The sequence below is a fragment of the Streptomyces sp. NPDC026522 genome (assembly GCF_055567555.1).
Genome location: NZ_JBVHQF010000018.1, coordinates 45,197 through 59,495 on the forward strand (window position 1 = coordinate 45,197; position 14,299 = coordinate 59,495).

At 69.7% G+C, this 14,299-nt stretch carries 12 protein-coding genes and 2 pseudogenes; 13 read left to right on the forward strand and 1 reads right to left on the reverse strand.

Going from position 1 to position 14,299, the window contains the following annotated elements:
• The first annotated feature begins 292 nt into the window (after window positions 1–292).
• From ACZ4M3_RS33730 to ACZ4M3_RS33745, 4 genes are all read left to right on the forward strand, one after another.
• The gene (locus tag ACZ4M3_RS33730; RefSeq protein WP_467739223.1) at window positions 293–754 is read left to right on the forward strand and encodes a hypothetical protein; all 462 of its coding nucleotides are present in this window, start codon (window positions 293–295) and stop codon (window positions 752–754) included.
• 179 nt (window positions 755–933) lie between these two features.
• Window positions 934–1,149, forward strand: a complete 216-nt coding sequence (locus ACZ4M3_RS33735; RefSeq protein WP_467739225.1) for a hypothetical protein — start codon at window positions 934–936, stop codon at window positions 1,147–1,149.
• A 578-nt stretch (window positions 1,150–1,727) separates the two neighbouring features.
• On the forward strand, window positions 1,728–4,418 hold the full coding sequence (locus tag ACZ4M3_RS33740) for an ABC transporter substrate-binding protein (RefSeq protein WP_467739227.1): 2,691 nt from the start codon (window positions 1,728–1,730) through the stop codon (window positions 4,416–4,418).
• 41 nt (window positions 4,419–4,459) lie between these two features.
• Window positions 4,460–4,702: a hypothetical protein gene (locus tag ACZ4M3_RS33745; RefSeq protein ID WP_467739229.1), complete on the forward strand. Its 243-nt coding sequence runs from the start codon at window positions 4,460–4,462 to the stop codon at window positions 4,700–4,702.
• Here ACZ4M3_RS33745 and ACZ4M3_RS33750 read toward each other — a convergent pair.
• Window positions 4,703–5,443, reverse strand: a pseudogene (locus ACZ4M3_RS33750) (IS630 family transposase); the annotation flags it as partial.
• Window positions 5,444–6,015: 572 nt separating this feature from the next.
• Here ACZ4M3_RS33750 and ACZ4M3_RS33755 point away from each other — a divergent pair.
• From ACZ4M3_RS33755 to ACZ4M3_RS33795, 9 genes and pseudogenes are all read left to right on the forward strand, one after another.
• A complete protein-coding gene (locus tag ACZ4M3_RS33755) occupies window positions 6,016–6,495 on the forward strand; it encodes a hypothetical protein (protein ID WP_467739231.1) in 480 nt (159 codons plus the stop codon).
• A 248-nt stretch (window positions 6,496–6,743) separates the two neighbouring features.
• Entirely contained in the window at window positions 6,744–7,670 is a 927-nt protein-coding gene (locus tag ACZ4M3_RS33760) for an immunity 49 family protein (RefSeq protein WP_467739233.1), read from the forward strand.
• Between the two features lie 696 nt (window positions 7,671–8,366).
• A pseudogene (locus tag ACZ4M3_RS33765) lies at window positions 8,367–8,633 on the forward strand (muconolactone Delta-isomerase family protein); the annotation flags it as partial.
• Between the two features lie 87 nt (window positions 8,634–8,720).
• Window positions 8,721–9,092: a YybH family protein gene (locus ACZ4M3_RS33770; RefSeq protein ID WP_467739310.1), complete on the forward strand. Its 372-nt coding sequence runs from the start codon at window positions 8,721–8,723 to the stop codon at window positions 9,090–9,092.
• Window positions 9,093–9,153: 61 nt separating this feature from the next.
• A complete protein-coding gene (locus ACZ4M3_RS33775; protein WP_467739235.1) occupies window positions 9,154–9,282 on the forward strand; it encodes a hypothetical protein in 129 nt (42 codons plus the stop codon).
• A gap of 89 nt (window positions 9,283–9,371) precedes the next feature.
• Window positions 9,372–10,445, forward strand: a complete 1,074-nt coding sequence (locus ACZ4M3_RS33780; RefSeq protein WP_467739237.1) for a polyprenyl synthetase family protein — start codon at window positions 9,372–9,374, stop codon at window positions 10,443–10,445.
• Between the two features lie 108 nt (window positions 10,446–10,553).
• On the forward strand, window positions 10,554–11,945 hold the full coding sequence (locus tag ACZ4M3_RS33785; protein WP_467739239.1) for a Mucin-2: 1,392 nt from the start codon (window positions 10,554–10,556) through the stop codon (window positions 11,943–11,945).
• Between the two features lie 644 nt (window positions 11,946–12,589).
• Entirely contained in the window at window positions 12,590–13,561 is a 972-nt protein-coding gene (locus ACZ4M3_RS33790) for an ABC transporter ATP-binding protein (protein WP_467739241.1), read from the forward strand.
• Window positions 13,558–14,283, forward strand: a complete 726-nt coding sequence (locus ACZ4M3_RS33795; protein WP_467739243.1) for an ABC transporter permease — start codon at window positions 13,558–13,560, stop codon at window positions 14,281–14,283. Before ACZ4M3_RS33790 ends, ACZ4M3_RS33795 begins: the two co-directional genes overlap by 4 nt.
• Window positions 14,284–14,299 lie beyond the last annotated feature (16 nt).

A 14,299-nucleotide genomic window follows, 5' to 3' on the forward strand; every position in this document is an offset into this window, starting at 1 on the left:
CGATCGCCACGGGGCCACGGTCTCCCGGATGTCGGGGCCCAGGGCGACTCCGTGCAGGGGGGACTGCTGGCCGTCGTACGGGTCGGGCGGGTCGTGCGAGGCGCGCCGCGGCTGGCCCACTGGGGACTACGGGAGGGTCCTTAGGGCTGCCGTGAAGGCGAGGAAGTGTTCGGCCATGCGCTCGTATGCGTTGCCGATGTATGTCGGCCGGGGTGCCCTGCCGTCGCAGTGCCATGATCTACGGTTTCCTATTGCACCGGCACTGATCAGTTCGACAACGGGGATGTAGGACATGCGCAAAATAGCCACCCTCACCATCAGCCTGCTCGCGGCGGCCGCGTTGCTGACGGGGTGCGGCAGCGAGAAGAAGGACGCGGGGCCGTCCAACGTGGGCGCCGCCTCGCCGAGCGTCCCGGCGAGCGGCGGGGCGAGGGACTCGTCCTCCGGAAAGAAGGGCGTTCCGCATCAGGTGGTCTTCGAGGTGGGCGGCACAGGCGCGGCCAAGGTCCTGTGGATCGGGAACACCAACCATTTCGAGCAGGTGACGCTGCCCTGGACGAAGACGGAGTCCATGCAACTGGAGGGCGCCGAGCTCAAGGTGGGCGTCACGGTGTCGGTGGTTCCCGGCTCGATCAAGGACTCGGACGGGATGCTGAAGGCCGCCCCATGCGCCATCAAGGTCGACGGCAAGCAAGTCGCCGACAATCAGGGCGGCAAGTCGGCCGAGCCCTGCAAGTACAAGCTCAACGACTGACAACTACGTCGGACCAATGATCTTGGGTTGTTTCGTGGAGTCAGGGTTGGAGCGAGGAAGGGGTCGAAGGCGTGGTTTGCTCCAGGCCCGGGGCCGCGCCCGTTACCGCTGCGCCACGCCGCTCGTACGCGTGACTGACCGGTGGGCCGGGCCCGGCCCGCACGCGGTTGGACTGGCCGGTGACGGGCCGCCGACTCATCGGCCTCCAGTCGGCCGGCGTCGACCTGAACACCTTCCCGCCGCAGCTGAGCCGCATGACCGCCGCCGTCAACCAGGCCATCGTGGCGAACATCGCGCGGACGAAGGCGGAATGCACCGACCGGTGGGCCGGCCTTCTGCGCACCACGATGCCCGAGGGCCTGGTACGCGACGCGATCCTCGCCTCCCCGGCTTAACCGGACATCACGGCGGCCCCTCCTGCCGCTGACGCCGACAGGGCGTACCGGCTCCGGCCGTGTACGTCAACGCCTGCGACCCGGCCGACGCGGGCACCAGCACGATCGTCGACCCCGAAGGCATCGTCCGACAGCAAGCCGGCCCAGCGAGGCGAGGAGATCCTCGTCGACGTCCTCGCCCTCGATACCGTCACCCGGGTACGCCGCTACCGTTCGGCCGGGATCAACCGCCCGTGGAGCCAGCTCGCCCGATACGGGACCGGATCGAACTCCCGATGTACGGCGGCGGCGGGTTCCGCACACCGGACTGGATGAAGGGCGATCCCGCGTAGCCCCGACCTGAACCGTGGCACACGTCAGTCGGCGCGGGCGCGCCTCCCGCCCTGAGGAACCCGCGCATTTCCCGGCGGCGCGGCGTTGCACCCCGCTAACGTGACGTAACTCACTTCCGTTGGGGGGCAGGCGGTCGGCAGCGGCCGCCGGGGCGTGGTTCCACGTGGCCGAGCCCTGCCGTGCGGCGGTATGTCCGGTGGATGGCAGGCTTCGCCGCCTGGCGCCCTGACGCGCAGAGGAGCAGCGTGCAACGGCCGCTTCCCCAGGGGATCGAATACCTCATCGAGCAGTTCGACACGTTCGCGGGAGACCGGGGTGCGAGCCGTCGGTTACCCGTGATGCTGCTGAAACGGGATCCCGCTTCCCCCGGGGCCACACAGGCAGCCACCGGGCGCACGGTCATCTTGGGCTACCGGGGGCGTCTCTGCGAGGAGGACCTCGACCGTGCGGTCGACCTCGTCCCCCATGCCCTGATCCTGGACAGTGACATCACCCCGCGGGACGCCGTTCCCGGCGAGGTACCCGGTGGAGTGATCGAGCAGCATGTCGACCTGCTGGACTCCATCGTCGAGCAGCTGGAGAGCGCGATGCCCCCGGGCGCCGGAGAACTGCGGCTGCCGCGGTTCTACACCTGCCGCGCAGCTCTGAACGTGTCGGTCGGCGCCGGGTCCACGGCAGCCAAACGGCGCCGGCTGCGCGACGAGCTCTACCTTCAGCTCCTGCTCCGGCGCCCGCTCCTGGGCACACTGGCGCGCCTGGCCGGTGCCACCGGGGGCAACTTCCTCGTCAACATCTGGCTCTCCCTCTTCGAGCTCTTGGTCGTCGGACTGCCCCGCCGCGTCTACGGCCTGTGGCTCAGCAGACCCCGCAGCCTGCGCTGGGTCGGCTCGCGGCGGCCCAAGGGTGCGAACTTCCTGCGGATGGCGCTGACCATCACCCCGTCCGGCACCTCCCGGCACAACCACGCCCTGATCCAGCGGATGCTGCTCATGGCCCTGCTGAACGACCTGTCCAGGGCGGCCGCGCCGTCCCGGCTCTCGGTCTACCGGGCCCGCCGGCGCTGGCCCTTCGTCCTCCTCCTCCCCGAGGTCGGCGAGGAGGGCACGCCCGTACGCCAACTGCTCGACACCTACGCGGACATCGTCCGCACCGAGCCGCCAGCGCCCCTGATGGTCCTCGGAGCCCTGACGGGTGAGCCGCCTTCCTACGCGCAGACCGTGCCGGCCGACCCGCGCAGCGTGACCGGTCTCGCCGACCGCGTGCACAGGCTGTACACCCGCGGCTCCTCATCGGCCGTGTACGTCGTCCCGCTGTCCGCTGACGACGATGACGGGCCGGCCGATCGCTGGCTGGAGACCAACCCGAAAGTCACCGTACGGGCGAACGGCCGAGGGGACTACGTACGGGCCGTGGCGGCCCCCGTCGTGGTGCTCGCCCTCATCGCCGGAGGCCTGTACTTCTTCGAGCACGACACCGGAGCTGCCCCGTCGTGCCACAAGGTCAGCACAGGAGAGATCGTCGGAGTCACCGACGGACAGGAGTGCCATTTGGGCATCCCGGGTCGGGACGACGAACTGCTCGCCCTGGAGGCGGTAGCGGCACAGCAGAACCACAGTGCCGTGACCAGCGGGCGCCCTTACCGGACTGTGGTGTTCTTCGCCCCGCTCACGGCCGAGCCCGGCGACTCCACCCCGGTGAGCATCCAGAGCCTCCGCGGCGCGCTCGCAGCCCAGAACGAGGTCAACGGACGCGAGGGCGACGTCGTCCAGATACGTCTGCTGATCGCCAACGCGGGGAAGTACTTCGCGTACGGATCTCAGAACGGCGCCGCACCCGATGTCGCGAAGGAGATCGTCGATCGCAAGGACCGGGACAAGATCGCTGCCGTGGTGGGCATCACCCAGAGCCGCCCGTCCTCGTTCGCCGCAGTGGGGGAGATCTCGGCCGCGAGCATTCCGGTGATCGGCAATTCCGTCACGGGCAGCAGGATGGTGGACGAGCGGGCCCCCTCCTACTACTTCCAGGTGTCTCCCTCGAACGACCGCATCGCCGAGGTGATGGCCGAGTTCGCCGCGTACTCCGAGCAGATCGGCGAGGTGACGACGATCAAGGACGGTGGCAGGACGGCGGTGGTGGTCTACGACCCGGACGACGAGTTCTTCAGCTCCGACCTCCAGCGCAAGTTCGCCGAGCACTACAAGGGCGGCAAGATGGTCACCGTCCCCTACTACGAGAACCGCAACGGACAGATCGTCTCGGAAGTGGCGCGGGACATCTGCGCTGAAGTCCGGGCCTCCGGCGGATACATCCTGTACGCGGGCCGCTCGGGCGAGATGCCGGAGCTCTTCGACGCCCTCCAGGGGAGTGCGGACTGCCGGAAGGCCGACGGGAAACAGGTTGCCGTCTTCGCCGAGAGCACGGCCGCGACGTACATGCAGGACCCCGCAGACATGCTCAAGAAGCACTCCGTCCTGAAGCCCTTCTACGTGATGCTCAACAACTCCACGGGCACGGAAAGCCCCGACAGCCCGTACTCCGAATTCACCGTCCGCTTCCGGACCGTCTTCAAGGACGGTTCGGTGCCTGAGGGAAACGCGGCAGGGGCGTACGACGCCCTTCGGGTGGCGTCCGAAGTGATCAACTCGGTCTATGCGCAGTACAAGACACCGCAGAACAGCAGCGCCCCGTTCCAGCCGACAGACGTGTACGCGCGGCTCTCGAACCCCGGCGTCCAGAACTTCTCGGGCGCCTCGGGCCTCCTGTCGCTGGACAGCCGCCACAAGTACCCGCCGAACAAAGCGGTCTACGTCCTGGAGTCGCACATGGACAAGAGCGTGACGACTTGGATGGCGTGCGGTCTGCTGCCCGACCAGCCACCAGGCATGAACAACCCCGCCACCTGGGGCCGCCCCGGCAAGACACGGCCTTGTCCCTAGTGCTCTGACCGATATGGTTCGCCGGGTTGAGACGGAGGGCCGTGTTGTTCGTAGAGATTGTCTTCGTTGGTTTGCCGATCGACCGTGATGAGGTCGAGGAGGCGCTGGAGGCCGAGTTCGGCCTCCAAGGTGAGGTCACGGGCGCGGGCAGCGGCATGGGTCGTTGCCATCTCGACCTGGAGATCGCGGAGGGCTTGCAGCGGGACGAAGCATTGATGCGGCTCCGCGGCGTCTTGGCCGAGCTCGGGGTCGCTGAGTTTGCGAAGCTCAACGTCAGCAACTGATCAGGCCACCGCCGGTCGGCCGCCCCAGCGCAGGCCCTTCTCGCTGCGGATGCGGGTGCGTTCGCGGCGTTGGGCGGCCAGGACGTCGGGATGGCGGGCGTTGGCGTTGCGCCAGCGCAGATAGGCATGCAGCGCGCGAGTCTGGACCGGGTGGTTCGGATGGTTCGAGTTCGCGAGGGTGAACTGCCGCAGCGGCCCGAAGTGCGCTTCGATCGGGTTGGCCCAGGAGGCGTTCGTCGGGGTGAAGCAGAGGTGGACGTTGTTGTTGCGGGCCCAGCGGCGGATCTTCTTGCCGTTGTGGGCGGACAGGTTGTCCAGGATCACGTAGACCAGGGCGCCGTCCGGGCGGGTAGCCCGGATCGATCGGAGCGCGGCGAGCGTGTTCATGGTGCCCTTGCGTCGGCGGTTGACGCCCCACAAGGTGTCATCGCCTATCGAGTAGCAGCCGTGGAAGTAGGTGACGCCGTGGGTGCGGTGGTAGGTAGCCGGCAGCCGGTCGGGCCGGCCTTGTTCGGCCCAGCCGCTGCCGGCGGTCGGGCGTATGCCGAGCGGGCCGAACTCGTCGAACGCGAACGTGCGGTCGGGGAAGCGGTCCAGGACGTGCTCGATCTGGTCGAGCTTGGCGTCCCGCTCCGCGTCGGTGGACTCCTTCCAGGTTTTGGTCCGTTGGAAGGTGACGCCACGTCGGGCGAGCAGGCAGCGCAGTGCCTCGCGGCCGATGCGGATCACTCGGCCGTGGACCACGCCCGGACGTCCGGGCCGGCGGACCGGTCGGTGGCGGTGGCGGCCATCCTGTACAGCGCACGGCCGCGCTGTCGTCGGAGCCCGGGAGCATCTTGCTGTACAGGGGACTGGGCGGGGCAGCACCTCAACCTCACGATCAAGCCGGCCAGCCGCCGCAAGGACGCATCCGGCTTCGTCATGCGGCCCCGCCGCTGGTCGTCGAGAGGTCACCGGCGTGGACAATGCAGGCCAGCCGACACGCGAGGGACTACGAACGTCATCATCCGGGCTGCCATCACACTCATGACCGGGCGTCCGGCCCGGAAGGCGTCACCCCGAGCTGGCCGAGGAAGCCAGTGACGGCCGACGGTTGCCCACCTACTCGATCGGGGCCCTGCGACTCTCGCCGCCGCTGAACAGCAGCTGGCCCTCGCTTCGCTGCCAGGGTGGCCGCCCCGCGCACTCGGCGCGCCCAGAGCTTCAGCGCCATGCGGCCGGGTGGTTTGACCGGTGCACCCTTCGATCGGGCCGTATACCCCCCTATCTTCAAAGAGTAGTCGCTCGATTACTGTCAGTGAAAGGAGATGTGGATGCGTCCGACGTCCATGGGCCGACTTGCGGCCCTCGCCTCGACGGCCCTTCTGTTGGCCGGTGGGGTGAGTGCCGGATCAGCTCAGGCGCAGTCCGCTGCTCAGAGGTGGTATCCCGGTGGGCTCATCACCTACTCGATCGAGTTCTCCAACCCCCAGGAGAAGGACGACAACGACCTGCCCGAGCCTTACGGGCGGGTCTTCGTGAAGGATTTCGGCCCGCGGCAGACCACTCTGTGGGAGCACCCTGACCTGGACATCAACACCCCCACCGTGCCGCGCTACCCCGAGGCCGGTGCCACGCACAGGTTCGCGGACCACCTGATCAGCGAGGTGTGCGCCTACGTGGGTGAGGACGACACCGGCATCAACGCCGACGACGTCCTCGCCGAAGGCTGCGAGCCCTTCCACGGCCCCGGGGCGTACACCATCCCCGGTCCGGACGGAGAGGTGACCGTCACCGTCTACCACATCGGCTGATCCCCTCAGTGGGTGGACGCCCTGCCCCCTCTGGGGGCAGGGCGTCCACCCACTGAGGGACGCGCGCCATGACGGTATCCGCACCGACGGGACCCATCACTGAGTTCAGGAACACGCAGTCGGCTTGAGTTTCAACTTCTGCCCGGTTCGCCAGCCGCGCGGAGCTGTTCCCTGCAACTACCAGGCCTCTCCGGCGTGGTCAGGGCCGGGTACCAGCGGTGTCAGTGGCGGCTGCCAGGATGACGCCCATGACGATCAAGGACGTAGCCCGGCACGAAGTGAGTGAGCCGCGGATCGAACAGGCGCTGGAGAACATCCGGCGGCGGACCCGCCATCGCTGGCACACGATGCAATACGACTGCTACTCCGATGGGGAGCTGCAGGGAATGCGCGACGAACTGCTGGACCACATGGCCGCCCGCACGGTTGCGGACACCGAGCCGGGCACCGCCCCGTCACACCTCATCCTGCGCACCGCGGCCGAGTGCGCCCTGGGACTCCTGAGTCTCGGCTGCTTCCCCAACGGCGACCAAGAGATCACTTTCACCCTCATTGACGAGAAGCTCAGCAGCGAAGACATAGACTTCGAGGCTGTGGTGGAGCGGGCGGCAACCGCGAGGACCTGGCTGGACGCGTTCGCTTTGTCTGTGATCAGCGGCATGGTCTGGGAACAGGACCTGGTCATCGGGCTGCTGCTGCGCGGCGCCTATGCGTCTGCCATCCGTAGCGGTGTGCCGCACTCGAGGCTGGAATCGAAGTCGGACCCGGGCGAGCTGGCGGAGATGGACGCCTTGTGCGGCTACCTCACCCAGGCCGAAGGGCACCTGCCCCGGCACTGGCCGTCGGTAACGCTGTGCAAGCCGAGTGCGGTCGAGCGCACCGATGCAAAGCGGCAGCTGGACACCCTCGATGCGCTGACGCCAGATCAGCGCCTCCTGCAGGTGCTGTTGGAGGACGACCAGTTGGCCTTCGAACAGGCCTTGGAGCAGCGTCTTGTCCAGCACCGGGAGGGTGCACCCTCGGACGCGGCGCCCCGCAGCCTCCTGCCGCACAAGACCGTGGCTCTGGCCGCCCTGGCCGTCCAAACACACGGCTGGGACTTGCGCGTCCAGTCCGCCTACCTGCCGCAGGCCATGCTGAGTGCCCCTCAAGGCACGCCGTCGGCCAGTGGCTGAACCTGTGCCCTCACCACTGTCTCGGGTGCTGCCTCAGCATGAGTCTTCACGGCCGAACGATTGGCTCGCCTCGTCCACGTGGTGGTCCTCGCAGGCTCTGCCCGATCCGGGCGGATGACAAGAGGTTCCGGAACAGCAAGACACCAGCAGGCCGTCCCACTGATCTTCCGGCTCGTTCTCCTCCTGGCTGCTCCAGCTGACCGGGCCCAGACCGGCGCCGCCGCAGTTGGCCGCAACCCGAGCTCGCCCCGCTGGTAGTTGCCGGTGAAACCGTACTCCTGGGCCGGCCGCTCGTGGAACCGTGGCCTTCGTCAGTACCTCGGCCGGAAGCACCGAATCGATCAGCGGCTCGAACTCGTCGATCACCCTCGCCCGCGACCGCCACTCGGCGACCGCCACTCGGCGACCGCCACTCGGCGACCGCCGCGGAGGCGTCGCCGGCCCCGGGACCGACAGGTACTTGTGGACCGTCTTGCGGTCCAAGCCGGTCGCCCTGGAGACCTGCGACAGGCTCATCGCCCCGGACACCAGCAGTGCGAGTTTTAGACATGTAAAGTCCGCACTGGACGATGAGGGCCGTTTCGCTCCATCGAGTGACACGACTTGCGCCTCCCGGGCTTCGCGGTGGTGGTCGCCGATCGTTGCGTGAACGGGCCGGCGTCTGCTTCGGCGCGACTGTGGTGAGGAGTGGCAGCCATGGAGTTCCTCGTCGACATGGTGACCAGCGTTCCGGAGGGCACGTCCGAGGAGGCGGTCGCGGAGATCCGGGTCCGGGAGGCGGCTCGGGCAGGCGAATTGGTCGCGCAGGGGCACCTGCTGCGGTTGTGGCGGCCGCCCTTGGCACCTGGCGAGTGGCGCACGTGGGGGCTGTTTCGGGCGGAGGATGCGCAGCAGCTGGAGCAGCTGCTCGCCTCGATGCCGCTGCGGGTGTGGCGGCACGACACGGTGACTCAGCTGTCCCCGCATCCGAGCGACCCGGGTCTCCAGCTCCTGTCCGGCCGAGCGACACCGCCGGCAAGCGGGCGCCCTCGGCGATCAGAAGGAGCCTCGATGAACAGCGCGGCACACAGCGAGGCGGTCCTGCGGGACGTGCTCGACCGCTGGAAAGCGGCCGTAGACGCACACGAACCCGAGCGGGCCGCCTCCCTCTTCACTGAGGACGCGATCTTCCAGGGACTGCACCCCTACGCCGTTGGACGGCAGGGCGTCGCCGAGTACTACGATTCCCAGCCCTTCGGAATGGCGGCCGCCTATCGGATTCTCGAAACGAGGCGGATCGCCGACGACGCGGTGCTGGGCTACCTGTCCGTCGACTTCTCGTTCACTGACCGGCCCACTCTCAGCGTCCTGCTCAGCACGCTGCTGAAGCGCGCGACCGACGGCTGGTACATCAGCCACTACCAGGTCTCCCGCCTCGACTGAGCTGCCGCAGTCACGGCCGAAGCCGAGGCTGCCGAAAGCACTCCGTACGAGCACGAGACGGGTGTTCCCGGACGTCGGGATCGGCGTTCATCGCCGCCACGGCAAGCCCGCGACCGTCAACGTCACCGTCCTGTCGAACAGCTACTCCTCTCCCGCGAGCCCGGCGGCCGAGTTCGCCTGCCTGGAGTAATACCGGCGCCGATCGGCTCGGGCACCAACCAGGAATGTCGCACGTCTACAGATGTGACCCTGGCAGTCCCCGAGCAGGAAGACCGCGTCATGACCCAGCAGATCCTTGAGCGTGCCGCCGGTTACGAGCACCGGTTCAACACGCTCTTCGAGGAGTACTTCGACCGGGTGGGTGCTCAGCTCGATGTACCGTCCTTCAGTCGATTCACTCCGGAGTGTGTGCAGTTGCTGAGGGAGTTGTCCCTGCGCGGCGGGAAACGGATGCGGGTCGTGTTGCTGCATGAGGCCGCACGTCTGGTGACCGAGGAGCCGGTTGATGGACTGCGGGCCGCCGCGCTGAGCATCGAGCTGTTGCAGACCCACGGTCTCGTGCACGACGACCTCATCGACGACAGTCCCACCCGTCGCGGCGCCCCCTCCACCTACTACGCCTACCGCGAGCGGTTCCCCGACCATCCGCAGGCGGCCCTTGGTCTGACCGTGCTCGCGGGCGACTTCGCCCTCGCCCTGTCGCTGCGGGTGCTGCTGGATGAGGCGAAGATCCCCGTGGCGGTGCGGCAAGCCATGATCGAGGTGCAGACCCGGGCGGCAGCCGACACGTTCGTCGGCCAGATCGTCGACCTGGAACGCGACTTCGCGGCCGCCCCTGACGCGGACGTCCTGCACTGCGTGGCCGACTACAAGTCCGCCCGCTACTCGATTCTCGCGCCCATGCAGCTCGGCCTCCTGGCCGCGGGCCAGGACCCGGCCCGCTTCGACGAGGAGCTGCGGGAGTATGCCCGCCTGGTGGGGGTCTGCGGGCAGATGCGCGACGACTACCTGGACCTGTTCGGGGACGCGGCAGTGATGGGCAAGCCGATCGGAACCGACCTGCGCGACGGCAAGCGCAGCTACACCGTCAACGCGCTGCTGGCGGCCGCCGACGGTCCTGAGCGCCACCTGCTGGAAACCGCGTTCGGGGACCCGGCGTGTGCACCGGAGACCATCGCCACTGTCAGGGAGATCGGCGAGCGCCGCGGAGTGCCGGGCAAGATGCAGGCAGACATGCGCCACTACGCCCGGCAAGCATCCGCTGTGACCGCCGGATGGCGCTCGCGGTGGCGGGAGGAGGCCGTCACCTTCTTCGAACTGCTGCCGCAGTGGAGCATCGACCGAACCAGGTGAACGGGCGACCGCACCATGGCGTGACGCGCCCGGCCGGTACCCTCCCTCGCTGACCTCCGGGAGATCATGGTCGCTGACCCATCGAGGAAGACGCAGGGGAGGGGAATCATGGTGGCGTTCCACGCATCCGCGCTGGACGGAATCGCCCGCAATCCGGCGCTGCCGACACCGCTGCTGCTGCGCTTGCTGGCCTTCGACGGCGGCGGTGATGGTCCGCCCCGTCACGCCGTCCAGCGCGCCGGACTTCCCGAGCCGGCCGTCGCAGTGATCCTGGCCCACCCGAACCCGCGCGCCCGGATCGACTTCGCGATGAGCACCGGGGCCGAGCCTGCACAGCGGGCCCGGCTCGTGGACGATCCTTCTCCCAAGGTGCGGGCTGCTCTCGCGTACGGACCCGAGTGGTGCGAGCCGCGTACGGTGGTCGCGCCACTGCCGGACGCCGTCTGTGCCCGCTTGCTCGATGACCCGGATGCTTCCGTACGATCGGCTCTGCTGGACTCGGCCTACCTGGTGCCGTCGTTCGTGGCCTCGCTGGCTACGCACCATGATCCGGCGGCGCGCCGGGGCGCGGTGCGTGCATGGGAGATCCTGGCGCCGGGCGAGCGGTCAGCTCTGCTGGCCGACCCTGACCCCGAGGTGCGGCGGGCCGCCGCGCTGTGGGAGTGCCGACGGGATGCCCGGGTCACCGCCGGACTCCTCCGCGATCCGAAGTCTGCGGCCGAGGCGCTGCGCCGCGGCCTCCTGGAGCGCGCCGACGCCGAACGGTGCGTCGCCGAGCGGGCGCACCTGGCTGCCCTCGCCGAGAATCCTTCGTTGCCCACCGACCTCGTGGAGCGGCTCGCCGTCGACCCCGACGAGGCCGTACGGCTCGCCGTCTCCCTCAGGCCGGAACTGGACGAGACGCGGCGCATGGCGATCGACTTCACGGTGGGTGCCTTCGACAGGAGGACCGTGGAGTGGGTACGGGACGGGCTCGCCGACCCCGAGGTGCTGCGACGGGCCGCGGCCTCCGCCCACCCGCTGCTCCGGCGCACCGCCGCCCAGAGCCCCCACCTGCCGCCCGACCTGGTGCGCCTGCTGGCGCGCACCGAGGACCCTCTGGTGGAGGACCTCTTGAGTGTGCACCACCCCGAAGCCCCGGAGGAGGTCCTGATGCGCGTGTACGTGCGGCTCGGGGGGACGTTCTCCGCCTGGATGGCGGAGACGCACCCCCGCTTCCCCCGGGAGGGTCTCGCGGCGCGCTACGCGGACCACCCGGACGGGAAATACCGTCGGCTGGCCGTCCGGGACCCGGCCGCCACGCCCGCGCTGATCGAACGGCTCAGCCACGACCCCGAGGTCTGGACGCGCCAGGCGGCGGCCGGCGACCCCCGCCTGCCGCTACCCCGGCTCCGCGAGGCGCTTCACGTCCCTGAACTGGCCTCCAGCGCGGGTGCCAACCCGGCGCTCCCCGAGGACGAGATGGCCGCCGTGCTGGACCGGGCCGGTGTTCCCGCCTGACCGCTGAGCAGGACCGACGTGCTCGCACCCCCACGCGCTGCCGCGAGGTACCGACCAAGAGGTCGAAGGCGGGGTCGGGCCGGCCGTGAGCCATGCGCTTGATGAGCTCACCGCATCCGCGACGTTCGCCACAGATGCCGGGCGTCGACTCCCCGCAGCGCCTGCGGGGCGCCCCTGCGGCGCCGGGCACGCGTCCCGGCCAGGCCCTCGATCCGCGCGGCGAACGTCACGGCCGGGCCCCGGCTGCTCAGACACTTGCCGGCATACCGTCAGGTCGATGACTACGGGCCGCCGGCCACGGGCGCGTCGCCCAGCCGGTGGACGTACCGGCCGTGCGCCGTGCACCCGCCACGACGGCATACCGCCAAGAACCCCCGGCAAAGACGAATCCCGTGATCGTCCACGACCCGCCCGGCGCCTCGCCTGCGGCGTCGTCGGAGCTCCGGAGCACTCCAGGGGCCCGGGCGGGCCTGCGCCTTGCGGTGCGCGGCACCAGACGACCAGGGGCCCCACGGGCTCGATCCGAAAGGGGAGACCTGGCCGCCCCGGTCCACGAGGGAGCAGCGGCCCGGGACATTTGTACTGCCGGGCTCCGTACAGGCGGATCTGCCGGGAGTCCCGCCCCGGCCCCTAGCGTGGTGATCATGACGCAGACGACGCCGACGAGCCCCACGACGCGGGCCGCGAAGCCACCGAACAACGAGTCCGCCGAGCCCGCCATCCGGTTCCGGCACGCCGCCAAGGCCTTCGGCCCCGTCCGCGCCGTCAGCGGCATCGACCTCGACATCCGGCGCGGCGAAACGGTCGCCCTGCTCGGCCGCAACGGCGCCGGCAAGTCCACCACCATCAGCCTGCTGCTCGGCCTCAACGAGCCCGACGCGGGCAGCGTACGGCTCTTCGGCCAGGAACCCGCGCAGGCCGTCCGGGCCGGCCGGGTGGGCGCCATGCTCCAGGAGGGGCGCGCCGTCCCGCGGATCACCGTCCGTGAGCTCATCGCCTTCGTGGCCCGGACCTACCCGGAGCCCATGCCCGTCGTCGAGGCGCTGCGACTCGCCGGGCTCACCGACCTGGCCGGCCGCCGCATCGACCGGCTCTCCGGAGGCCAGGCCCAGCGCGTCCGGTTCGCCGTCGCCCTCGCCGGCAACCCGGAGCTCGTCGTGCTCGACGAGCCGACCGCCGCCCTCGACGTGGAGGCCCGCCGGGCGTTCTGGGAGTCCATGCGCGCCTTCGCCCGGCGCGGCAACACCGTCCTGTTCTCCACGCACTACCTGGAAGAGGCAGACGCCCACGCCGACCGGATCGTGGTCGTCGATGCCGGCCGGATCGTCGCCGACGGCACGGGGGAGCAGCTGCGCCGCGCCGCCGGCGGCTCGCTGGTCTCCGTCGACCTGGCCGGGCGCCCCACCGAGGGTCTCACCGACCTGCCCGGAGTGGTCTCCGTAGAGGTACGCGGAGACCGCGCGAGGCTGCGCACGGAGGACCCGGACGCGACGGTCGTCGCCCTCGCCGGGCTCGGCGCCGTCCGCGGGATCGAGGTCACGGCGCCCTCGCTCGACGACGCCTTCCTCGCCCTCACCGAGAACCACACCCACACCGCCGCCGGGAGCGCCCGATGATCACCGCCTACGTCAGCCTGGAGGTCCGCCGGACCTTGCGCGACACCTCCTTCGTGGTCTTCGGCATCGGCATGCCGGTGCTGATGTACCTGCTCTTCACCAACCTCGGATCCGCCGCCGACGCCGCCGAGTGGAAGACGGCCTCCATGGTGGGCATGGCCGCCTACGGGGCTCTCGGCGCGGCCCTGTCGACCGGGAACGGCGTCGCCGAGGACAAGGGCATCGGCTGGCTCCGCCAGCTGCGGGTCACCCCGATGACCCCGCGCCAGGTGGTGCTCGGCCGGGCCCTGACCGGTTCGGTGATCGTGCTGCCCGCCGTCCTCGCGGTGCTCGCGGCCGGCGCGTTCGTCAACGGAGTCCACCTGGCGGGCTGGGAGTGGGCCGCCGTGGCCCTCGTCCTGTGGCTCGGCGCGCTCCCCTTCACCCTTCTCGGCATCGGCAACGGGTATCGGCTCACCGCCCAGAGCACCGGTGTGGTCAACGTCGGGTGCAGCCTGGCGCTGTCCATCGTCGGCGGACTCTGGTTCCCGAAGGAGCTGTTCCCGGACTGGCTGCGCACCCTCTCCAGCTTCACCCCCACGCGCCGCTTCGCCGAGATCGGCCAGTCCCTCGCCGACGGCGCCGCCCCCGCACCGAGTGCGGTCGCCGTACTCGCGTTGTGGGCCCTGCTGTTCGGCTCCTACGCGGTGCTCTCGTACCGTCGTTCGGCGAGGACGGCATAGCGCGTGAAGCGGGCAA

What these genes read in the sequence shown, in the direction of transcription:
- ACZ4M3_RS33785 (WP_467739239.1), top strand. Translation starts at nt 10,554, where the DNA reads ATGGTGGCGTTCCACGCATCCGCGCTGGACGGAATCGCCCGCAATCCG.
- ACZ4M3_RS33795 (WP_467739243.1), top strand. Translation starts at nt 13,558, where the DNA reads ATGATCACCGCCTACGTCAGCCTGGAGGTCCGCCGGACCTTGCGCGAC.
- ACZ4M3_RS33770 (WP_467739310.1), top strand. Translation starts at nt 8,721, where the DNA reads ATGAACAGCGCGGCACACAGCGAGGCGGTCCTGCGGGACGTGCTCGAC.
- ACZ4M3_RS33780 (WP_467739237.1), top strand. Translation starts at nt 9,372, where the DNA reads ATGACCCAGCAGATCCTTGAGCGTGCCGCCGGTTACGAGCACCGGTTC.
- ACZ4M3_RS33760 (WP_467739233.1), top strand. Translation starts at nt 6,744, where the DNA reads ATGACGATCAAGGACGTAGCCCGGCACGAAGTGAGTGAGCCGCGGATC.
- ACZ4M3_RS33790 (WP_467739241.1), top strand. Translation starts at nt 12,590, where the DNA reads ATGACGCAGACGACGCCGACGAGCCCCACGACGCGGGCCGCGAAGCCA.
- ACZ4M3_RS33755 (WP_467739231.1), top strand. Translation starts at nt 6,016, where the DNA reads ATGCGTCCGACGTCCATGGGCCGACTTGCGGCCCTCGCCTCGACGGCC.
- ACZ4M3_RS33730 (WP_467739223.1), top strand. Translation starts at nt 293, where the DNA reads ATGCGCAAAATAGCCACCCTCACCATCAGCCTGCTCGCGGCGGCCGCG.